This window comes from Actinocatenispora rupis, from assembly GCF_016861975.1.
Taxonomy (GTDB): Bacteria; Actinomycetota; Actinomycetes; order Mycobacteriales; family Micromonosporaceae; genus Actinocatenispora; species Actinocatenispora rupis.
Genome location: NZ_BOMB01000008.1, coordinates 111,785 through 133,803 on the forward strand (window position 1 = coordinate 111,785; position 22,019 = coordinate 133,803).

Annotated in this window: 18 protein-coding genes and 2 pseudogenes; 14 read left to right on the forward strand and 6 right to left on the reverse strand. The window is 70.7% G+C overall.

Translation table 11 applies throughout. The features are described from left to right. Positions 1–81: 81 nt before the first annotated feature. A complete protein-coding gene (locus Aru02nite_RS07160) occupies positions 82–1,359 on the reverse strand; it encodes an outer membrane protein assembly factor BamB family protein (RefSeq protein ID WP_203655889.1) in 1,278 nt (425 codons plus the stop codon). 85 nt (positions 1,360–1,444) lie between these two features. Then, entirely contained in the window at positions 1,445–2,161 is a 717-nt protein-coding gene (locus Aru02nite_RS07165) for a hypothetical protein (RefSeq protein WP_239076473.1), read from the reverse strand. Between the two features lie 210 nt (positions 2,162–2,371). Here Aru02nite_RS07165 and Aru02nite_RS07170 point away from each other — a divergent pair, with 210 nt between their 5' ends. Together Aru02nite_RS07170 and Aru02nite_RS07175 are read left to right on the forward strand one after the other, a co-directional pair. After that, on the forward strand, positions 2,372–3,115 hold the full coding sequence (locus Aru02nite_RS07170; protein WP_203655891.1) for a response regulator transcription factor: 744 nt from the start codon (positions 2,372–2,374) through the stop codon (positions 3,113–3,115). Between the two features lie 28 nt (positions 3,116–3,143). Beyond that, entirely contained in the window at positions 3,144–5,075 is a 1,932-nt protein-coding gene (locus Aru02nite_RS07175; protein WP_373324854.1) for a sensor histidine kinase, read from the forward strand. Between the two features lie 775 nt (positions 5,076–5,850). Here Aru02nite_RS07175 and Aru02nite_RS07180 read toward each other — a convergent pair. The 3 genes from Aru02nite_RS07180 to Aru02nite_RS07190 form a co-directional block, all read right to left on the reverse strand. Next, entirely contained in the window at positions 5,851–7,788 is a 1,938-nt protein-coding gene (locus tag Aru02nite_RS07180) for a DUF2264 domain-containing protein (protein ID WP_203655893.1), read from the reverse strand. Positions 7,789–8,367: 579 nt separating this feature from the next. Continuing rightward, a complete protein-coding gene (locus tag Aru02nite_RS07185; RefSeq protein ID WP_203655895.1) occupies positions 8,368–9,495 on the reverse strand; it encodes a LacI family DNA-binding transcriptional regulator in 1,128 nt (375 codons plus the stop codon). A 37-nt stretch (positions 9,496–9,532) separates the two neighbouring features. Continuing rightward, positions 9,533–10,582, reverse strand: a complete 1,050-nt coding sequence (locus Aru02nite_RS07190; RefSeq protein ID WP_239076474.1) for a hydroxyacid dehydrogenase — start codon at positions 10,580–10,582, stop codon at positions 9,533–9,535. A 220-nt stretch (positions 10,583–10,802) separates the two neighbouring features. Between Aru02nite_RS07190 and Aru02nite_RS07195 the strand changes: the two genes are divergently transcribed. From Aru02nite_RS07195 to Aru02nite_RS07220, 6 genes are all read left to right on the forward strand, one after another. Then, complete coding sequence (locus Aru02nite_RS07195; protein ID WP_203655897.1) at positions 10,803–11,822, forward strand: ABC transporter permease; 1,020 nt, start codon at positions 10,803–10,805, stop codon at positions 11,820–11,822. Next, entirely contained in the window at positions 11,809–12,699 is an 891-nt protein-coding gene (locus Aru02nite_RS07200) for a carbohydrate ABC transporter permease (RefSeq protein WP_239076475.1), read from the forward strand. Before Aru02nite_RS07195 ends, Aru02nite_RS07200 begins: the two co-directional genes overlap by 14 nt. Before the next feature lie 32 nt (positions 12,700–12,731). Next, a complete protein-coding gene (locus Aru02nite_RS07205) occupies positions 12,732–14,405 on the forward strand; it encodes an extracellular solute-binding protein (RefSeq protein ID WP_203655899.1) in 1,674 nt (557 codons plus the stop codon). A 29-nt stretch (positions 14,406–14,434) separates the two neighbouring features. Continuing rightward, on the forward strand, positions 14,435–15,406 hold the full coding sequence (locus tag Aru02nite_RS07210) for a gluzincin family metallopeptidase (RefSeq protein ID WP_203655900.1): 972 nt from the start codon (positions 14,435–14,437) through the stop codon (positions 15,404–15,406). Next, a complete protein-coding gene (locus Aru02nite_RS07215) occupies positions 15,391–15,867 on the forward strand; it encodes a M1 family aminopeptidase (protein WP_203655901.1) in 477 nt (158 codons plus the stop codon). Before Aru02nite_RS07210 ends, Aru02nite_RS07215 begins: the two co-directional genes overlap by 16 nt. 184 nt (positions 15,868–16,051) lie before the next feature. Beyond that, a complete protein-coding gene (locus tag Aru02nite_RS07220; protein WP_203655902.1) occupies positions 16,052–17,329 on the forward strand; it encodes an alpha-L-fucosidase in 1,278 nt (425 codons plus the stop codon). 355 nt (positions 17,330–17,684) lie between these two features. Here Aru02nite_RS07220 and Aru02nite_RS07225 read toward each other — a convergent pair whose 3' ends face one another. After that, entirely contained in the window at positions 17,685–18,146 is a 462-nt protein-coding gene (locus tag Aru02nite_RS07225; protein WP_203655903.1) for a MarR family winged helix-turn-helix transcriptional regulator, read from the reverse strand. 57 nt (positions 18,147–18,203) lie between these two features. Between Aru02nite_RS07225 and Aru02nite_RS37540 the strand changes: the two are divergent. The 6 genes and pseudogenes from Aru02nite_RS37540 to Aru02nite_RS37545 all read left to right on the forward strand — a co-directional run. Then, positions 18,204–18,527 (forward strand): annotated as a pseudogene (locus tag Aru02nite_RS37540) (NAD-dependent epimerase/dehydratase family protein); the annotation flags it as partial. A gap of 134 nt (positions 18,528–18,661) precedes the next feature. Next, on the forward strand, positions 18,662–19,162 hold the full coding sequence (locus Aru02nite_RS37160) for an NAD-dependent epimerase/dehydratase family protein (protein WP_275408603.1): 501 nt from the start codon (positions 18,662–18,664) through the stop codon (positions 19,160–19,162). A gap of 89 nt (positions 19,163–19,251) precedes the next feature. Next, positions 19,252–20,424: a Gfo/Idh/MocA family protein gene (locus Aru02nite_RS07240; protein ID WP_203655904.1), complete on the forward strand. Its 1,173-nt coding sequence runs from the start codon at positions 19,252–19,254 to the stop codon at positions 20,422–20,424. Between the two features lie 313 nt (positions 20,425–20,737). Continuing rightward, positions 20,738–21,097 carry a hypothetical protein gene (locus tag Aru02nite_RS07245; protein WP_203655905.1) on the forward strand — a complete coding sequence of 120 codons (360 nt, stop codon included), beginning with the start codon at positions 20,738–20,740 and terminating at the stop codon, positions 21,095–21,097. 33 nt (positions 21,098–21,130) lie between these two features. Continuing rightward, the gene (locus Aru02nite_RS36495) at positions 21,131–21,481 is read left to right on the forward strand and encodes a hypothetical protein (RefSeq protein ID WP_239076476.1); all 351 of its coding nucleotides are present in this window, start codon (positions 21,131–21,133) and stop codon (positions 21,479–21,481) included. 11 nt (positions 21,482–21,492) lie between these two features. Then, positions 21,493–22,008 (forward strand): annotated as a pseudogene (locus tag Aru02nite_RS37545) (hypothetical protein); the annotation flags it as partial. Positions 22,009–22,019: the final 11 nt, after the last annotated feature.

The window sequence follows — 22,019 nt, forward strand, 5'->3', positions numbered from 1 at the left end:
TCGCTGTGAATACCACATCCGGGACGGAAACCCCAACCGTCCAGCGCGTCCGTCACCGGCCCGCCACGGTACGGGGTCGAGTCAGGTCAGGCCGGTGATCGTGCCGTCGAGCCCGTCGTACAGCACGACGGCGCCGGGTGCGGCGACCACCGCGGTCACGTGGCCCGTCACGTTCACCGAGCCGAGCCGCTTGCGGTCCGGCAACGACCAGGTCACCGCCGTGTACCGGCCGTCGCGGGCGTGCGCCTCCAGTACGGACTGGCCGTCGCCCAGCAGCGTCGCGTTCACCCCGGTGAACGCCCGCCACGCGGTCGCCTTCCCGTTCGCCGGTGCGCGCACGGTCGCGGGGACCGCGGTGCTCTGCGAGATGTGCGCCGCGTACACGTCGACGTCGGGGGTGAGGCCGATGGTGAGCTGCGTGTTCGGCAGCCCCCACGTCGGCGTCGGCAGCTTGTACGTCGGCTGGCCGTCCGCCGCGGACACCACCCCCGCGAACTGCGGCCCGCCCACGACACCCGCCGAGAACCACAGCCGCGACGGATCCTGCGGGTACGCGTCGACCCGCGCCATCGCCTGCGTGCCCGGCCCCAGCGGCTGCCCGTCGGTCACGAAGTCGTGCCGCCAGGTCGGCCCGCCGGTCTTGTCGTCCAACGACACCAGCTCGATCGTCGACGACTCCGCGTCGGCCCGGAGTACCGGGATGAGGACCGCGTCCGCCGTGACGTCCTGGTCCGTGCCCACCATCTCGTACTGCTTCGTGCCGCCGCCCGGGTACCAGTGCCACAGGTGCTTGCCGGAGTTGATGTCGTACCCGTCGAGCCGGAACATGCCGTCCGTGGTGCGCGGCGAGTACGTGACGAGGGCGTGGTCGGTGGCCCAGAACCGGTCCACGCTCTGGTATCCGTCGGTCGGCGCGTCGAGCGCCCGGTGCCACACCACGACCCCGGTCATCGCGTCGAACATGACCAGCAGCTGCTGGCTGTCCCGCTCGAACCAGGCCGCCACCCGCTTGCCGTCCGGCGACGCCACCAGCCGCACCAGGCTGCTGTGCTTGCCCTGGCGCGCGTAGTGCCACCGCTCCTTGCCGGTACTGCCGTCGATCGCGACGACCCGGTCCGGCAACCCCTTCGACTCCGAGTACGTGCCGTAGACGAGGCCGCCGCCGGCCGCGATCGGCGTGGTGCCGGAGTTCAGCCGCGCGTGCAACGTCCACCCGGTACGCGTGGGCTGCGTGACGAGCTGCGGCGGCTCGGTGCGGTGCGCCGTGGCCTCGTCGATGACCAGGTCGGAGCCACATCCGGCCAGCACGGCCAGCAGTCCGGTCAGGACGAGCACCACGCCGGCCATGCGTGCGCGCACCACTACCTCCGCGTGTCGAGTACGACGGCCGCAGATGGTACCGGCGGCGGTTAGGTGCCCGCTGCGTGGGCTCACGCCGCGGACGTCAGTCGCGCAGTGTCAGCCAGGTCGCCAGGGCCTGACCGAGGATCGCGCCGTCCGGACCGTAGATCGTGGTCGCCACGTACGTCTTGCGACCGTCCGACCCGAGGCTACGTCCCATGATCACGCAGTGCTCGCCCGGTTTCGGCACGTCCCGCACCCGGCCGGCGATCCGGCCCAGTACGCGGGCCTCGCGCTCCATGTCGGCGGTCCAGCCGCCCGGGCAGTCCAGCGCCGCCCACACGATCTCCGGCGGTACGTGCCCGGACGCGTCGGTCGCCGACTCGTCCGGCACCCACGGGCACGCCGTGCGTCCGGTGCCGTCGTCCAGCCGGCCCGGGAACAGCCGCAGGCCGTCGCCCTTCTCCCGCTCGTGTCCGCAGACGAAGCAGCCCGGGAACGGGTGGCTGGTGAAGCCCGGGTAACCCGCCGACGCCAGCTCCGCCACCTCGAACCCGACCGGCGGTACCAGCGCGTCGAACGGGTCGGCGCTGCGGGCGCTAGCGATCAGCCGCTCCCCGTCGTACAGCGCGGCGGCGGTGTCCTCGTCGGTCTGCTCCACGTCGACGTCGAGCGCGCGCTCCAGCGGCGGCCGGGCGTGCAGGGTGACGACCGTGCCGTGCGGGCCGGGCGCGAGGCGGGCGAGCCGGCCCGCGAGGTACCCGCCGTTGGCGCTGTCGGCGGGGCCGCAGAAACGCGCGGGAATGGTCAGTTGTGTCATCAGATCGCCGTCCGTGTCCACGAGGTGTCCCTCACCGTACCCCCACGCTGTGTGACGCCGGACAGGGCATTCGGTGACTGCGAGGGTTCCTCGGCATGACCCCACGGTCTCACACGGCCGCCCGGGCGGCATCCGCTTACCCGTGCGATTTCCAGGCAACTCACAGGACTTCGTCAGTACCGGCCCAGCGCTCGTGGGCATCATGGACGCATGGCCACAGGTGCATCCGCGGGTACGAGTGACCTCACGCAGGGTCGGGTCGGTCAGCAGACCGAGGCCCGCCTGCTCGTCGTCGAGGACGACCCGAACATCCTCGAACTGCTGTCCGCGAGCCTGCGCTACGCGGGCTTCGAGGTGTCCACCGCGACCCGTGGTCAGGAGGCTACCGCGGCGGTCCAGCGCCGCCGCCCCGACCTCGTCGTACTCGACGTGATGCTGCCCGACCTGGACGGCTTCGAGGTCGCGCGGCGGATGCGCTCCGGCGGCGACCGTACGCCGGTGGTGTTCCTCACCGCGCGCGACGGTACCGAGGACAAGGTGCGCGGGCTGACCCTCGGCGGCGACGACTACGTGACGAAGCCGTTCAGCCTCGAAGAGGTCATCGCGCGCATCCGGGCCGTGCTCCGGCGCACCGGCGGCGAGTTCGAGCCGCCGGCCCGCCTCACGTTCGCCGACATCGAGCTCGACGAGGAGACCCACGAGGTGTACCGGGGCGGCCGGCTGATCAAGCTGTCGCCCACCGAGTTCAAGCTCCTGCGGTACTTCATGACCAACGCCGGGCGGGTGCTGTCCAAGGCGCAGATCCTCGACCACGTCTGGAACTACGACTTCCGGGGCGACGACTCGATCGTCGAGTCCTACGTGTCGTACCTCCGGCGCAAGGTCGACACCGCCGACCCGCGGCTGATCCACACCCTGCGCGGGGTGGGGTACGTGCTGCGCATGCCCAGCTGACCGCCGATACGAGCAGGGAACAGGGACCGTGACCGTCGCCGACAACGCACCGCCGCCGCACCGGACCGGAGTGGCGCGCGCACCGCGGATGCTGCGCGCCCTCGTCGGGCGGATGCCGCTGGCGACGCGGATGGTGGCGGCCGCGCTCATCCTGGTACTGATGGGGCTGCTGCTGATCAGCGCGGCCAGCGTGATGTTCCTGCGCAACTACCTGACCTCGCAGGTCGACGAGCAGGTCAAGTCGCTGTCGCACCAGGCGGTCAGCATCATCGAGGAGAAGATGGCGACCGGCCCGTCCGGCGGCGAGATCAAGGTCCGCGTCAGCGACCTGATCCCGTCCAGCCCGTCGAGCACGATGAGCCTGCGTGCGCAGTACGTGTTCGAGAGCCGGCTCGCCAACGGGAATCTCCGCGACCGGGTCAACACACAGACGCCGAAGCCGACCGTGTGGCCGGTGTACCCGCACTCCACCACGGCGCTGAACGCCATGGCGGACAAGCCTTTCAGTACTGGGTCGAACGCCGGCGGGCAGCGCTGGCGGGTCATGGTGCACCCGCTCACCCTGGGCGGCAGCAAGCAGTACCTGGTGGTGTCGGCGTCGATGGACTCGGTGAACCAGACCATCAGCCGGCTCATCAGCATCGAGGTCATCGTCGGCGCCGCAGTCCTGGTACTGCTCGCGATCGTCGGCGCCGCCGTCGTGACGTACAGCCTGCGACCGTTGCGGGACATCGAACGTACGGCCGGCTCGATCGCCAACGGCAACCTCGGACTGCGGGTGCCCGAACGCGATCCGCGTACCGAACTCGGCAGACTCGGCCGCGCGCTCAACGCGATGCTCGGCCAGATCGAGGCCGCGTTCGCCGCACAGGCCGGCTCCGAGTACGCGGCGCGCCGGTCCGCGGACTCCGCCCGGCGCGCGGCCGACGCCGCCCGCGAGTCCGCCGCCGCCGCACACCGGTCCGAGGCGAAGATGCGGCGCTTCATCGCCGACGCCAGCCACGAACTGCGTACGCCGCTGACCACCATCCGCGGCTTCGCCGAGCTGTACCGGCAGCGGCTCAACGCCAACCGGGCCGAGGACGTCCCCGCGACCACCGACGTACCGGAGGTGTCGGCGCCCGCCGCGCGGCCCGAGGAGGCCGACCGGCTGATGGCCCGCATCGAAGCCGAAGCGTCCCGGATGGGGCTGCTCGTCGAGGATCTGCTCATGCTCGCCCGGATGGACCAGCAGCGGCCGATCGCGCACGAGCCGGTCGACCTGCTCGCCGTCGCCGCCGACGTCGTGTCCGGCGCGCGCGCCGTCGCCCCCGAACGCGACATGTCGCTGCGCGTCGGAGCCGGCGCCGACGGACCCCCCGTCGTACTCGGCGACGAACCCCGCCTCCGCCAGGTACTCCGCAACCTCGTCGACAACGCGATGGCGCACACCCCAGCCGGCACACCGGTCGAAGTACGGGTGCGCACCGAGGACGGCACCGCCGTCGTCGAAGTCGCCGACCAGGGCCCCGGACTCACCGCCGAACAACGCGACCGCGTCTTCGAACGCTTCTACCGCGTCGACAAGGCACGGTCCCGCGAAGCCGGCGGCACCGGACTCGGCCTCGCCATCGTCGCCTCGCTCGTCACCGCACACCGCGGCACCGTCGAAGTCGACTCCGAACCCGGCGAAGGCGCCACCTTCCGCGTACGCCTGCCGCTCGCCCCCGACGAGGACGACACCGGCTACCCGCCGTCCCCCGAAGACGACGACCCCGGCTACGCCGACGGGCCCGAAGGCGACGACACCCCCGGCAACGGCAGCGCACCCGACGCCGCCGCCCCCTGGTACGGCACGGATCCCGGGCGTACCAACGGGTCTGGCGGGTCCGGGGCGGTCGGCGGGGGCGGTGGTGAACCGGGCGTGGAGCTTGGGCTGGTGACGCCCGAACGTGGCGATGGTGGGGCTTCGCGGCGCTGAGCGCGTGAGCGTGGCGTCGGGTGCTGGGTGCAGGTCGGGCTGATCGTGCCGTGCGTGCGTGCCGCCGGGTGGATTTCTGGTGCCGTGTCGGGTGTGTTCTGAGCGTGGGGGCGCTGCGCGGGGTCGGGTGATGGCGGTGCGGTGCTTGAGGCCGCAGTTCTGTTGTGTCGCTGGCGCATCTTCTGGCGTCTGATGGGCGCGGTACTGAGGTTCGGATACGCGCTGGCGGTTGTGTCAGAACGTTGTCCACTGTGGACGTTCAGTCACATTGTCCAACTGTCTCATTGTTCAACTGTCTCATTGTTGAACAATGAGACAATTGAACAATCTGTGGTGGCGTCGCGGCGACCGCGCCATGCCAGTCGCCGATCGCCGCGACGCTCTCGGCGGTCGCGCCCCCCGCGGTCGCGAATCGCGCCGGGCCCACGGGCGCGCGGCCGGGGTGGACTTCCCGTGGCTGCTCTACCGGGACCAGCTCGGGTTTGCCCGTGGAGCCGGCGCGGGCCCGGCCCGGCGTGCGCTGGATCCGTTGGACCACCGACCTTCCGAACGCTTCGAGTCGCGCCATGCCAGTCGCCGATCGCGCGACGCACTCGGGAATCGCGCCTCCTCCGTCGCGACTCGGGCCGGGCCTGCGACTCGCGCCATGTGCGTCGCCGATCGCGCCACGGTCTCGGGAATCGCGCCTCCTCCGTCGCGACTCGGGCCGGCCCGTCTGGCTCGTGCCGCCCGTCGCCGTGGCGCCCGGCACTTGTCCCAGCGACGCGCGTGTGCGTCAGGCGAGTACCGCGACGGGAGGCCCGTCGATGGGTACGCGGTGGTACCGGGCGGCCCCGGCCGGTACGTCTCCGAGGCGCAGTCGTACGAGTTCGCCGTCGGGGTACCGGATCGCGACGGTGCGGTCGGCGACGGACACCGCGAAGCCCCGCGCCAGCGCGTCGGGATGCACCGCGTCGGCGGACAGTACGACGAGGCTGACGTACACGGCGTCGCCGCCGGGATGCACGGCGCGGACGTACGGCGTGGCCGAGCGGGGCCCGAACGCGTTGGCTTCCGCCTCGGTGTGCGTGGCCGCGTTCGCCCAGCCGGACAGGCCGATCATCGCGGCGGTGAGCCCGTCCGGCGTGGTCGCGGCGGCCCATCCGGTACCGGTGGTGACGGTCGGCGCGGTCGCTGCGGCCACCGCGTACCCGCCGTCGCGGACGGTGCGGCCGGGTGCGCCGGAGACGAGGTGGATGCGGACCTCCCACGGGCCGCGCGCGACGGAAGCGGTTTCTATCCGGTAAGCGCTGTCATCGACGGTGGCGGTGTGCCAGGACGACGCGTACCGGTCGGCGACGGCGATGCGCTCGATCCGGGTACGCCGGGACGGCGTGCCCGCGGCGGACAGTACGGCGATGTGACCGTCCACGTCGCGGTTCCATGCGGCGGGCGCGGTGTCCGGCGCGGCATGCGTGGCGTACGCCAGCTTGGCGTAGTGCGGGTCGTCGCGTGCCGGCGCCGGCGCGGGAAGGTTGTGGTCGCTGCCGTGGTTGAGCAGGCGTACCACGCCGTCATGCACGGTGGACGACAGCACGAAACCGGGGCGGGGCAGGGCCATCACGGTGTCGTCGCGGTCGTTCGGCACCGACGCCTCCGGGTCCGTCCACACTGGAGCGTCCGGCGGCAGCAGCAACCCGAGAAAGCCTTTACTGGCCCAGTACGGTGAGCCGGGCCCGGAGTACTCCTGGGTGGTGGGCAGGTGCGTGTCGTACCAGCCGAGGGTGAGCAGGCCGCGTTCGTCGGGGACGCCGCGCTCGACGAAGTGCCGCACGACGTCGGAGGCGAGCCGCCGCGTCTGGCCCGGTGACAGCGGACTCGCGTCGAACAGCGCGCCGAGCCACAGCGGCGCCACGCTCGCGAAGCGGTACGTCAGCGACCGGCCCTGGTGCACCGGCGCCCCGTCCGCGCCGAAGAAGTACTGGTACTGCGCAAGGAACTCGCGCAGCCGCTGCCGGTACACCGCACCGCGGCCGCCGTCGTCCGCGACCATTCTGGTCCACAGCAACGGGTACAGGTGCATGGCCCAGCCGATGTAGTAGTCGTAGTTCGCGCCGGCGCCGTCCGAGTACCAGCCGTCGCCGCGGTACCAGGGCTCGATCGTGTCGAGGCCGCGCTCGATCTCCGCCGGGTCGTGCGGTCCGTCCACGGACGCGAGGAACTGCTCGGTGACGACCTGGAACAGGATCCAGTTGTTGTCCCAGGTGCGCTTGCCGACGAAGCCGCCGAGCCAGGACCGCACACTGTCCTGTGTGGACACGTCGAGCCGCTCGAACAGCCACGGCCGACTCTCGTGCAGCGCGATGGCGATCGCCGCCGCCTCCACCATCTGCTGCGAACGGTCCACAATGGACGGCCAGCTCCCGGCGGCGCCGGCGGCGAGACCCCGGGAGTATCGCTCGATCAGGTCGTCGACGCCCTCGCCGTTCGCGCCCGCGATCCGGAACGCGGCCAGCAGGAACGTGCGGGCGAAACCCTCCAGGCCGTCGGAGACCACCCCGGACCGGCTGTTCCGGCCGGGCATCCGGTACTGCGCGGCGTCGTCCGTCGCGTACGGCGCGACCGAGTCGAGCAGGTGGTCGGCCAGGGCCTCCCAGTGCAGGCGCCCCCATCCGGTCCGGGTGGAGCGCGCGCGGTCCAGCGGCGGCAGGTACAGGTACGGCGGGGTGCTCATCGGACTCCCGGGTCGGGCGGATGGAAAGCGCTTGCCTAGCCGACGCTATGCACCGGCGCCGCACCACGTCAAGAGCCCCGCGACCGGCCTTCGCCGTGTGCGTCCTCCGCGAAAGCCGCCGACCTCATCCCCACTCACCTTCGGCCGATCGCCCGCCTCCCACGAGCCCTCCCGACGAACGGCCGCGGGCACCGCTTACCGGGCCCGCCGGAGGAGCGCACTCGTTGCGATGTCGGAGGAGTGCCGCGGTCGGAAACGATCACGACGGGCCGTCAGCATCGACGCTCATGCTCGGCCGATCGCCCGCCGCCCGCGGGCTCTTCCGACGAACGAGCCGCGGACACCGCTCACCCGGGCTGGCCGGGGGCGCCGCATTCGTTGCGATGTCGGAGGAGTGCCGTGGTCGGAAACGGTCACGACGGGCCGTCAGCATCGACGTTCATGCTCGGCCGATCGTCCGCCGCCCGCGGGCCCTCTCGACGAACGAGCCGCGGACACCGCTCATCGGGCCCGCCGGGAGGAGCGCATTCGTTGCGGTGTCGGAGGAGTGCCGCGGTCGGAAACGGTCACGACGGGCCGTCAGCGCTGTCGACGCGCGCCTTTCGACGGCGCTGCAACGGATTCCCGTGCCACGATGTGGGTTCCGACGGTGACCGCCTGGGTGGGCGGCGCGTTGGTGTCGGTGTCCTCGCCAGCCAGCGCGAGCCGTACCGCCTCGCGGCCCATCTCCTCCAGCGGTACGTGCACGGTGGTCAGGCCGGGGCGCACCTCGGCGGCGACGGGAACGTCGTCGTACCCGACGATGGAGATGTCGTCGGGAACGGTGCGGGCGGCCTCGTGCAGGGCCTGCATGGCGCCGGCGGCGACGACGTCGTTGGCGGCGAACACGGCGGTGAAGTCGGGGCCGGCGGCGAGCAGCTCCTGCATCCGGTGGTAGCCGAAGCGCCGGCCGAACGCGCCGGTCTGGATCAGCTTGGGGTCACTGGGAATCCGGCGTGCCCGCAGTGCCTTGCGGTGGCCGGCGAGCCGGGCCCGGCTGGTGGACAGTTCGGCGGGCCCGCCCAGGTACAGGATGCGGCGGTGCCCGGCGGCGATCAGGTACTCGGTGATCGCCGCGGCGCCGCCCTCGTTGTCGTACCCGACCTGTGCGGTGGGTACGCCCGGGCCAAGGGACGGCCGGCCGCACAGCACGAGAACGGACCCGCCGGCAGCAAGCGCTTTCGCCCGCGCCGCCATCTGCTTCGTGTACGCCGGGTCGGCGACCGCGCCGCCGACCAGGACGACGGCGTCCGCGCGCTGCTCGTGCAGCAGGTCGACGATGGCCAGCTCGCGCCGGGAATCGCCCTGGGTGGCGGCGATCAGGCACATCCGGCCGCGCGCCGTCGCCTCCCGTTCGACCCCGCGCGCGATGTACGCGAAGAAGGGGTCGATCACGTCGTTGACCACGATGCCGACCGTCCGCGTCGTACTGCCCGCGAGCGCGCGGGCGTGCGCGTTCACCACGTATCCGAGGTCGCGGACGGCACGCTCGACGCGCGTGCGGGTGGTGGCGGCGACCGGATAGTTCCCGTTCAGGGTGCGGGAGACGGTGGCGGCGGAGACGCCGGCCCGGGCCGCGACGTCCTCGATCGTGACGGGGCCGCTGGCGCCGCCGCGCCGCCGGCCGGATCCGCCGCGACCGGTGGCGGCATGGGCTGGTTGTCTCATGCGGCAACAGTATCGTCCGGGTGGTAACGCCGGCGGCTCATGCGATGTGCGACAGTTCGTCGCCGTGTATGGGGTGGGCGAGCGGGGCGCCGGCGGCGAGCCGTTCGAGTTCCGCGACGGCCTGCTCGCCGAGCCGGTGCACCTCGTTGCCGAGCGCGCCGGCCACGTGCGGGGTGAGCAGCACGTTGGGCAGGTCGTACAGGGGGGAGTCGGGCGGCAGCGGCTCGGGGTCGGTGACGTCGAGGACGGCGTCGAGCCGGCCGGACACGAGTTCCGCGGTGAGCGCGCCGGTGTCCACAATGGATCCTCGCGCGGTGTTGATGACGACGGCGCCGTCGGGCAGCAGGGCCAGTCGCCGCGCGTTCAGCAGGTGCCGGGTGGCGGGGGTCTGCGGCGCGTGCACGCTGACGACGGTGCTGCGCCGACACAGCGTGTCGAGGTCGACCGCCTGGGCGCCGAGGGCGGCGGCCTCGGACGGCGTCAGGTACGGGTCGGCCACGAGCACCGTCGCGTCCAGGTTGCGCGCCAGCATGATCACGCGCCGACCGATCCGGGAGGCGCCGACGATGCCGAGAGTGATGCCGTTCGTGCCGATCTGCGGCAGTCCCTTGGTACTCCGGGTCGCGCGCCGGGTGCGCAGTTGGTGGGCGAACCGGCTGACGCGCTTGGCGCCGAACACGATCGCAGCAAGCGTGTACTCCGCGACGGGCACGGCGTTCGCGTCGGCCGCGGACGACACCTGAATGCCGCGGCCGAACACCTCGTCACCGAGGAACGTCTTGACGGTGCCGGCCGAGTGCACGATCGCGCGCAGCTTCGGCGCGTGGTCGAGGACGGCCGCGTCGACGCGCGGCGTGCCCCAACCGGTCAGCAGTACCTCGGCGGTGGCGAGCGCGGCGTACGCGTCGGCGGTGTCGAGCCGGCCGAGTACGTCGGGGGTGGTCAGGTCGGCGACCTCGTGCAGGCGGGCCAGGACCGGCGGGGTGAACAGCGCGCTCAGGTCGGCGTCACGCATCGAGATCGCGATGCGCAGCTTCTCCCGCCGGTCGCCGGGGAACACTCCGGCGCCGTCGAATCCTGACCGCAACGAACACCTCCACTGTAGTAACCGCTTACTACGACGGCCGACGGTATGGTGCCGCCGGCTCGATCGTCAAGTGTCAGGCACGTTGCGGTGTAAGGACGTCCGGTCGACGTCTTGACAACCGCTCCGGGACGGTCGTAACTTCGGGCGCCAAGCAGCAAGCGCTTTCTATCAAGCCAGCGTACCCGGGCGATCCAGGCGATCCAGCGGCAGGGAGACATCCATGAGCGGCACCGACCAGGCGCCCGCGCGGCACCGCACCGGGGACGACGCTCCGCCGGGCCCGCCGGTCGTCGCGCCGGAACGCCTCGTCGCGCGGCGCCGGAAGCTCACACTCTGGCAGCGGATCAAGCGGGACAAGGTGATGCTCGTCCTGATGCTGCCCGGCCTCGCGTACTTCGTCGTCTTCCACTACGCGCCGCTGTTCGGGTACGTCGTCGCGTTCGAGGACTACCAGCCGTACCTCGGGTTCGCGCAGTCGACGTGGGTCGGCATGGAGAACTTCGCCGCGGTGTTCGCCGATCCGGCGTTCTGGCAGTCGCTGGTGAACACGCTGGAGATCACCGCACTGCAACTCGTTCTGTTCTTTCCCGCGCCGATCGGTCTGGCACTGTTGTTGCACAGCATCATGTCCAGCACGGTGCGCCGGTTCGTGCAGAGCGTCGTCTACCTGCCGCACTTCATCGGCTGGGTCATCATCGTGTCCATCTTCCAGCAGGTACTCGGCGCGACCGGTGCGGTGCCCAACCTGCTCGACGCGGTCGGCCTGACGCGCTTCGACGCGATGACAACGCCGTGGTTCTTCCCTTTCCTGGTGACGATCCAGTCGATCTGGAAGGACTGTGGTTGGGGCACCATCATCTTTCTCGCGGCGCTGCTCAACATCGACCAGGAACTGTACGAGGCGGCCGCGGTGGACGGCGCCGGGCGCTGGCAACGGCTCTGGCGCATCACGCTGCCCGGCATCATGCCGGTCGTCATCCTGTTGCTGATACTCAACCTCGGCAGCATCCTGTCGGTCGGTTTCGAGCAGATCGTGTTGCAGCGCAACGCGGTCGGGCCGGAGCACGGCGAGGTGCTCGACACGTACGTCTACTTCCACGGCATCGTCGACGGGCAGTGGGGTCCGTCCGCCGCCGTCGGTCTCGTCAAGGGTGTCGTCGGCATGGCCCTCGTACTCGGCGCCAACCGGCTCGCCCATCTCTTCGGCCAGGAGGGGGTGTACGCCGGTGCGCGCCGCTGACGTCCGTCCGAAGTGGATGGAGCCGCCGACCCGGATCGGCCTGGCCGCAAAGGTACTCGCGCTCGCGGCCATCGCCGTCCTCGTCCTGTACCCGTTCGTCGCGGTGCTGTCGACCAGCCTGTCCAGCGAGGCCGAGATCTCCCGGCACGGCGGACTCGTACTGTTCCCGACCAGCCCGACGCTTGACGCGTACCGGGTGATCTTCGCCGGTGGGGTGGTCACCTCGGCGCTGGTGCGCAGCATCCTCATCACCGCCGTCGGGACCGCATGCTCGCTCGCGGCGACCGTCGGCATGGCGTACGGGCTGAGCCGGCGCGGCGTGGTCGGCGGCCGCTTCTTCCTGCTCGTCGCGCTGTTCACGATGCTGTTCAGCCCCGGGGTCATCCCGAACTTCCTCGTGGTCAAGCAACTCGGCCTGCTCGACACGTACGCGGCACTCGTGTTGCCGACGCTGATCAGCGCGTTCAACCTGGTCGTGCTGCGGTCGTTCTTCATGAACCTGCCGACCGAGCTGTACGAGGCGGCGCGGATCGACGGCGCCGGCGACTTCCGTGTCCTGCTGCGGATCGTGCTGCCACTGTCGAAGAGCGTGCTCGCCGTCGTCGCGCTGTTCTACGCCGTCGGTTACTGGAACGCGTTCTTCAACGCCATGCTGTACGTCAACGACGACAAGTGGCCGCTCGCGATGGTGCTGCGGCAGTTCGTCCTACAAGGACAGTCGCTCAACGACACCGTCTCGTCCAGCGAGACTTCCGTTCCGGCGCAAGCGATCCAGATGGCGGTCGTGGTGGTCAGCCTGGTGCCGATCCTCGTCGTCTACCCGTTCCTCCAGCGGTACTTCACCAAGGGCGTCCTGACCGGCGCGGTCAAGGGCTGAGCGCCCACCCACGTGTTCGGAAGGAGAAGCACGTGCCAGAAAACGCTTCGGGCCTGAGCCGTCGTACCGTGCTGCGTGCCGGTACCGGTGTCGCGGTCGCGGGCACCATCGGCGCCGGCGTACTGTCCACTGTGGCCGGTTGTGGTACGGACAGCGGCGCCGGCAAGGTGTCCAGCGCCGCCGACGTGACGCTGCCGAAGACCATCCCGTACGACGGGCCCACGCCCGACGTGCCCGGTACCCCGGAGGGTGTGCCGGCCGGTTTCTACGCGTACCCCAAGCCGGTGAAGGCGTTCGCGTCGCCGCCGCTGTCGAACGAGCGGATCACGGCCATCACCAACGTGATCGGTGCCCCGCCGCCGGACCGTTCGGCGAACCCGGCGTGGCAGGCGGTCGAGAAGCGCCTCGGCGCCAGCGTGGACATCACGTCGGTGTCCTCCGCGGACTACGAGACGAAGCTGAACACCGTCATCGCCGGCGGCAAGCTCCCCGACATCATGCTGTACGACGGTGGCGGGATGAGCGACCTGCCCGCGTTCCTGGCGGCCAAGTGTGCGGACCTGACGCCGCTGCTCCGCGGCGACAAGGTGAAGGACTTCCCGCATCTGGCGGCGATCCCGCAGCTCGTCTGGCAGACCTGCACCCAGGCCGGCAAGCTCTACCTGCTGCCCATCCCGCGCAACCTGGTGGGCGGAAGCGGTTTCTACAACAGCACCCTGTTCGGGCAGGCCGGCGTCAAGTCCACACAGGACATCAGGAACGCGGACGACTTCCTCGGCGTACTCAAGGAGCTGACCCGGCCCAAGCAGAACCGCTGGGCGCTGGGCAGCACCAACTTCGGCACCGTACCGTTCCACCACATCTTCGGCAGTCCGTTGAACTGGCGGCTGGACGGCGGCAAGCTCGTCCGCAGCTACGAGACCCCGGAGTACCAGGCGGCGTTGGAGTTTCTGGTCAAGGTGCACAAGGCGGGCTGCTTCGTGCCGGGCTCCGAGGCGTGGACCAAGCAGCAGATGATGGACGCTTTCCACACCGGCAAGGTCTCCATGGTGTACGACGGGTTGCCGGCCTTCGCCGGCCCAACCGGTTACTATGCGGCGCTTCCCGCCACGCACAAGGGATTCCAGGCACGGCCGTTCCTGCCGTTCGGGCACGACGGCGGCAAGCCGGTCACCTGGTTCGACAACAAGGCGTTCGGCTGGGTGATGCTGGCGAAGGCGGACGAGAAGCGGCTCCGCACCGTACTCAAGGCGTGCGACTTCTTCGCCGCACCGTTCGGCACCGAGGAGTACCTGCTGCTGAACTACGGGGTCGAGGGCACGGACTACCACCTCGACCCGCACGGCAATCCGGTCCTGACGGCCAAGGGGAACCAGGACACGCTCGTGCCGTGGAAGTACCTGAGCGCACCGACGCAGGTGGTGTACGACCCGACTTCCAAGGAGTACGTGGACATCCTGCACGACGCGTACGCCAAGCTGATCCCGACCGCGGTCGCCGATCCGACCGAGACGCTGTACTCGCCGACCAACGGTCGCAAGGGCGTCGCGCTCGGCCAGTTCATGAGCGACACGATCACGTCGGTGATCGCCGGCCGCAAGCCGTTCAGTGCGTTCACCGACGCGGTGAAGCAGTGGCGGAGCAAGGGCGGCGACACCATCCGCGGCGAGTACCAGGAAGCGCTGTCCAAGCAGAAGAAGCACTGAGCCGGCCGACCCGACGGGAGGGAGGCGCGATGCGTGGATGGTTGCGGTACGCGGTTGCTGTGGTGGTCGTGGCTGCGTCGCTGGCGTCGGGTGCGGCGGCGCACGCGGCACCGGACCCGCACGTACCGTCGCCGGGCGCGCCGGGTGTGGGGGATCCGTTGTACCCCACGCTCGGCAACGGCGGTTACGACGTGCGGCACTACGACATCGGGTTCGACTTCGATCCGTCCACACAGGACTTCACCGCCCGGACGGTACTGCGGGCAACGGCGGTGCACGCGCTTTCCACGTTCGACCTGGATTTCGACGGGCACACGGTGGATGCGGTGACCGTGGACGGGCGGGCCGCCGCATGGTCGCGGTCCGGCCGTGAGATGACGGTGACGCCGGCGGATCCGGTCGGCTACCGGCACCCGTTCACCACCGTCGTCACGTACCACGGGAACGTGCACGACAAGCTGGTCGGGCTGTCCGGCTGGGTGTACCCGTCGGACGGCGGCTTCGCCACCGCGGTGCAGGCGAGCCGCGCCGAGGGCGTGTACCCGTGCAACGACCATCCGTCGGACAAGGCGACGTTCACGTTCCGGCTGACCGCGCCGGAGGGCTGGACGGCCGCGGCGAACGGTGTCCGGACCGGACAGTCCACCGTGGACGGTCGGACGACGTCGACGTTTTCCATGCGGTACCCGATGGCGACGGAACTGACCGGGATGTCGGTGACCCGCTCGACCGTGGTGACCGGCACCGGGCCGCACGGGATCCGGTTGCGCAGCTACGTTCCGGCCGGCACCGAGTCGGTGTACGGCCCCATCGTGAACGAGAGCGGCGGCCAGATCGCCTGGCTGGAAAGCCAACTCGGGGCGCGGTACCCGTTCGACACCTACGGGCTGCAGATCGTGCGCAGCGGATACGGCGACGCGCTGGAGAACCAGACCCTGTCGCTGTTCGGGCCGGGCTGGTTCACCAGGCCGACGTACCGAACACGATGGTGCACGAGCTGACGCACCAGTGGTTCGGCGATTCGGTGTCGCCGGCGATGTGGCGGGACGCGTGGCTGAACGAGGGGCCGGCCATGTTCTTCCAGTACCGGTGGGCGGAGCAGCACGGCGGCACCCCGGTGACCGACGTGATGAAAGCCTTGTACGCCAAGGATTCCGGCTGGCGGCAGAAGCTCGGCCCGCCCGGTGCGACGCTCGGCCTCGGCGGCTCCAACATCTACGACGGCGCCGCACTCCTGCTGTACGCGTTGCAGCAGCGGGTCGGTCCGGCGACGATGACGCGGATCCTCGGCGAGTGGGTCTCCACGTACCGGCAGGGGACGGGGAGTACGGAGGGGTTCGTGGCGCTGGCGACCCGGGTCAGCGGCGACCCGGACGTAAGCGGTTTCCTCCGGCACTGGCTGTTCGACCAGGCGACGCCGCCCATGCCCGGGCATCCGGACTGGGTGCCGGGGATCGCCTAGACATCCGATGCTCGGCGGGTCACGTGGCGGCAGCCGCGGTACCCGTCGGGTCGGGCGTTCCCACGGATTGGGCGGACACGGTGAGGTGGAACGGGCGACAATCCTCGCGCGGACTTGACGCGCGCCGGACCGCCCGTGGAAAGATCGGATGAATCGACGGCGCGCTACCCGAGGAGTGATTGGCATGGCCGACGGCGCCGGCACCGTGGCGGACCGCACCCGCTGGCTGGTCGAAGACCGGTTCGGGCTGTTCATCCACTGGGGCATCTACGCCGCGGCGGCTCGCCACGAGTGGGTGAAGTCCCGGGAGAAGCTGACGGACGAGCACTACCAGCGCTACTTCGACCACTTCGACCCGGATCTCTACGATCCGGCCGAGTGGGCCGACGCCGCGTGGCAGGCCGGAATGCGGTACTTCGTCATCACGACGAAGCACCACGACGGTTTCTGCCTGTGGGACTCCGAACTCACCGACTACAAGGCGACGAACACCCCGTACGGCAGGGACCTGCTGCGCGCGATGGTAGACGCTTTCCGTGCTCGCGGCTTCAAGGTCGGTTTCTACCACTCGCTCCTCGACTGGCACCATCCCGAGTTTCCGGTCGACCTCTACCACCCGCAGCGCGACGACGGCGACGCGGGCGACCGCGACATCACGAAGTACGCCGAGTACCTGCACGGCCAGGTGCGCGAGCTGCTCACCAACTACGGCCGCATCGACGTCATGTGGTTCGACTTCTCGTACCCGGGGCGCGGCATGAACGCCAAGGGCCGCGACGACTGGCAGTCCGAGAAGCTGCTCGCGATGGTGCGCGAACTCCAGCCGCACATCATCGTCAACAACCGGCTCGACCTCGGCGCCGGCGACCTGGTCACTCCCGAGCAGGTGCAGCCGACCGGCGCCGTGGTCAACGCCGACGAGGCGCAGGTGCCGTGGGAGGCGTGCCAGACGCTCAACGGTTCCTGGGGGTACGACCGGGACAACCTGGACTGGAAGCCCACGGATCTGTTGGTACGCATGCTGATCGACGGCGTGTCGAAGGGCGGCAACCTGCTGCTCAACGTCGGTCCGACCGCCCGCGGCGAGTTCGAGCCGCGCGCGCTGGAACGGCTCGCCGGGATCGGTGAGTGGATGCGCCGGCACGAGCGGTCCATCCGCGGCGCCGGGCCGAGCGGGTTCGTCGCACCGCCCGACTGCCGGTACACCCAGGTCGGCAACCGGCTCTACCTCCACCTGTTCGCCTGGCCGATGCGGCACGTACACCTGGCCGGACTCGCCGGCAAGGTCGCGTACGCGCAGCTGCTGCACGACGCATCCGAGATCCAGGTACTGAACCAGGAGGGCGCCGAGCACGGCCACATGCACGTGTCGGGTGGCGAGGGTTCGCTCACCCTGGAACTGCCGATCCAGCGTCCGGACGTCGCGATCCCCGTCGTAGAGCTGTTTCTCAAGGAGTCGTGACCGCTTGTCGTGGTGGATCGGCTCAGCCGAGCCGATCCACCACGAGGCACAGCGGCCGTCGTCGGCGATCGGCGGGCGGCACCGCAGGCGTTGTACCGACCTGGCCCGCGTCGTCCTGGACGGCGCCCTGTCCCCTCCAGGTCCTGGCCGCGGCCCAGCCCGCGTCGTCCTCCGACGGCGCCTCGCCTCGGCGGGTGTTGGCCCCAGTTCGCGTGATCCGGAACGGCGCTTGGCCAGAACGGGTGTGGGACCGGCCCGCAGCAATCTGGACGGCGGCCGACCCGGTACGCAACGGACGGCCCGGATCGTGGAAAACGGTGACGGTCCCCGGTTTCCACGCACCGGCTGTCGGGTGTCAGCGGGTCGTGGTCGGCCGGCGGTCCGGACCGTCCTCATCGGACAGTCGATCGATGATCTTGGCTAGCGCGGTACGCAGATGGCGACGTTCGGTCGCCGTGAGGGTCGCGGTGGCGTGCTCGGCCAGTTCCCGGCGGGCAGCCTGAACGGGTACCCGCGCGGCGCGACCGGCGTCGGTGAGTCGCAGCCGTACCAGCCGGGCGTCGTCCGGATCGGGTTCGCGGGTGATCAGCCCGGCGGCCTCCATCCGGCGCGCGGTGTTGACGATCGTCGGCGTACTCACCTGCCAGTGTGCGGCGATCTCGCCGGGGGTGCGGCCGTCGCGTTCCCAGAGGCGGGAGAGGATCAGGTTCTGCCCGACCCGTACGCCGTGCTCGCTCATCGCCGTGTCCGCGGCCGCGCCGAGCAGCTTGTGTACGCGGGTGAACAGGGTCAGCAGCTCGGTCGGATCCTCGGTCATGCCGCCGAGGGTAACCGTTTGCATGCTAGCGAACCTCCCACTACGCTGATCGTTAGCATGCTAGTGAAATCCCGGGGTCCAGTTTCCTACCAACGCAAGGACCGCGCCGTGATACTCGTGACCGGCGGGCTCGGCTTCATCGGAAGCCACACCGCCCGCGCCCTGCTCGACCTCGACCGCGAGTGCGTGCTGACCCGGCACCGCTCCGCCGACGTACCCGATTTCCTGGCCGGCGTCCCGGTCGAACCGCTCGACTGCACCGATCCGGCCGCGTTCCGCGCGATCGCCGCGAAGTACCCGGTCAGCGGGATCGTGCACCTGGCGTCGGCGGCGGCCCGGAGCGGTGACCCGCTCGCCGCGTTGCGGGCCAGTGCGGCCGCGGCGCTGAACGCGCTTACCGTCGCCGGCGAGCTCGGCGTCCGCGTCACCCTTGCCAGCACGATCGGCGTGTCGCGGGGCTGCCGGGTCCACTGTGGTCGGAGGACGCGCCGCTGCCGATCGCCTCCCCGGGCTGGATTCCCGCGGCGAAGAAGGCCACCGAGGCGTACGCGGCGGCGTCGGGTGTCGACGCGGTGTCCGTGCGGCTCGCGGCGATCTGGGGTCCGCTGGGTCGGCCGGACTCGCCGTTCGTGGCGCTGCCCCGCCTGGTGCACGGCGCCGCCCGGGGCACCGTGCCCGACCGCCCGGCGTACGCGGAGGACGGGATCGACCTGTGCCACGTCGAGGACTGCGCCCGCGGGATCGCCCTGGTGCAGACCGCCGAACGGCTCGCGCACCGGACGTACAACGTGGGCGGTGGACGGGTCGTGCGTGACGCGGAGGTGGCCGACGCGATCCGGGCGGCACGGCCCGATGCGGCGCTGCCGCTACTCGCCGGGCGCACGCCGGGCGCACCGGACGCCGACGCCCACCTCGACCTTGGCCGCATCACCGCGGACACCGGATACCGGCCGGTACACGACATCCGGCCCCGGATCGCCGCGTACCTGGACTGGCTGGACGGGCATCCCCGGTAGTCGGCGCGTACCAGGGGAAGGCAGTATCACGGGGGAGTCAGAACACTGCTCGGCGGGCCGGCCGGGGCGGTCCGGATGGAGGACGAAACGTGGAAGACGTACGGCTGGGCGTCATCGGGTTCGGGCTGCGGCGCAGCCTCGCCGTGGCAGCGCACCGACCCGGCGAGGGGTCGCGGGTGGTCGCGGTCTGCGACCTGGATGAGGACATCCGGACAAAGGAGGCGGCGACCTTCGACGCCAAGCTCGTCACCGCCGACTACCGCGACCTGCTCACGTCGCCCGACGTGGACGCGGTCATCGTGAACACGCCCGACCACACGCACGAGGCGATCGCGCTCGACGTCCTGCGCGCCGGCAAGCCGGTGTACGTGGAGAAGCCGCTCGGCATCACCGTCGAGCAGTGCGACGCGATCCTCGGTACCGCAAGGGAAACCGGCACCCGGTTGTACGTCGGGCACAACATGCGGCACATGGGTGTCGTGCGACTGATGCGCGACATCATCGCCCGCGGTGACATCGGTACGCCGCAGACGGTGTGGGTGCGGCACTTCGTCGGCCACGGCGGCGACTTCTACTTCAAGGACTGGCACGCGGATCGCCGCAACACCACCGGTCTGCTGCTCCAGAAGGCCGCGCACGACATCGACGTGCTGCACTGGCTGGCCGACGGGTACACGGCGCAGGTCCAGGCGTTCGGCGACCTCAAGGTGTACGGCGACCTGCCGCGCCGCGCGCCCGGCGAGCCGAAGACCGACGACTGGCTCTCCCCGGCGACGAACTGGCCGCCCCGCTCCCAGCGCGGCTTCAACGACGTGGTCGACGTCGAGGACGTGTCGCTGGTGAACATGCGGCTCGACAACGGTGTGCTCGCCGCGTACCAGCAGTGCCACTTCACGCCGGACTACTGGCGCAACTACACGGTCATCGGCGACGCGGGCCGGCTGGAGAACTTCGGCGACGGGCCCGGCGACGTCGTGAAGGTGTGGAACGCCAAGCGATCCGGGTACCGGCCGGACGCCGACATCGAGTATCGGGTGCCGGACGCGGGCGGTTCGCACGGTGGTGCCGACCCGCAGATCATCGGCGAGTTCTGCCGTTTCGTGCGCGAGGGCGGCGTCACGGACACCTCGCCGGTGGCGGCGCGGATGAGCGTCGCGGCGGGCGTGCAGGCGACGAAGTCGCTGCGGGACAACGGAACCCCGTACGACGTGCCCGCGCTGGACGCCGACCTGCGCGCGTACTTCGAGCGCGGACAGGTCTGAGCCACACCGTTCCGGGCCCGTGTCCAGGGGATCGTTTCCCCAGGGCACGGGCTTTTCCGTGGGTACGCACGGGTGAGCTACACGCCGACGGGACGGCCTCCTCTCTCGATCTCGTACGACAATCGCTTACTACGGTGCGAAGCCAACGGCCCGGCGATCGAGCAAAACTGTGGACAGTACGTGGAACTTGGGGGTTGACGGGATAGAAAGCGTTTACCAAACTGGGTGCGCACAGGATATGGGCGGCGCGACCGCGCCGCGGTACCGAGCGGAACCAACGCCGACCGTCGTCGAGGACGAAGGGGTGTCTGCCATGTCCGGAACCCGTGCCGCACCGAGGATCGCCGCGATCGTGCTCGCCGTACTCGCGGCGGTCGTCGCGACCAGTCCGCCAGCCGCCGCAGCAGCCGCGGATCCGCACTACAACTGGCACTCCGGTGCCGCCGATCTGTGGAACGTCGACCAGACGGTGCGCATCACCGCGACCGCGACCGACCGGTTCTACGCCCACCAGATCGCGCAGTCCGGCACCGGCGCCGCGCTGTACATCGGGCTGCAGGACAACCAGAACGCGCCGCAGCACCGCCTGGTGTTCTCGGTGTGGAACGCGACCGGTGCGACCGGGCCCGGCGCGTCGAGCTGCCACATGTTCGGGAACGAGGGCGTGGGATGAACGTGCGTCCGCGAGTTTGCGTGGCGGGTGGGTGTGACATACACGCTGCGGGTGTGGCAGACGGCGAAACAGGCCGACGGCACCGTCACCTGGCTCGGCGAGCTGTACGACCCGGACACGGCGAGCTGGGTGGAGGCGGGCGAGATCACCAGCGCGGCCGGCGCCGACGGCCTCGGGTACTCGTCGAACTGGATCGAGAGCTTCGCCCGGCCGACCGGTTCGTGCGACACCGAACCCGCCGCCGCCGCGGTCGTCGGGTACCCGATCGGAAACGCGGGCGCGGCACCGGGGACACCGAACTACGGCGCGGACGGCACCTGCGGCACGCACCACAGCAGCGAGGTGCTCGATCCCACCGCGAGAACCGTGACGCTGACCCAGTGAAGGAGACCGCGATGACCGGCTTGAGCCGCAGACGGGCACTGTCGTGGGGAGCGGTCGCCGCGGGTGCGGTGGGGCTCGGATTCGGCCCCACGGCCGCGTTCGCCGCACCGCGGGCCGACGGCGCCGCGGATGCCGTGACGCCTGCCGACGACGCCGATCCGTACGAGACGTTGCGGTTGCGCTGGGCGGCGCTGCTGACGGGCGGCGACGCCGACGCGTCCGATCCCGACGTGGCCCGCGCACTGTCCACGGTGGACAGTGCCGCCGAGGACGTGTGGCGGACCATGGACACCGCGGCGGATGCGGCGACCCCGTGGCCGGACCTGCCGCTCACCGCGACCGACGGCGTCAACGCGAAGGCGTGCCTCAACCGGCTGCTGACCCTGGCGATCGCCTGGGCGACGCCCGGCGCCGCCCGCGCCGCCGATCCGGACGTGGCCAGGGCCGTCGTCACCGCGCTGGATCTGGTGTACCGCAAGCGGTACAACGAGAGCGCCCGCGAGGTCGGCAACTGGTGGAACTGGGAGATCGGCTGCCC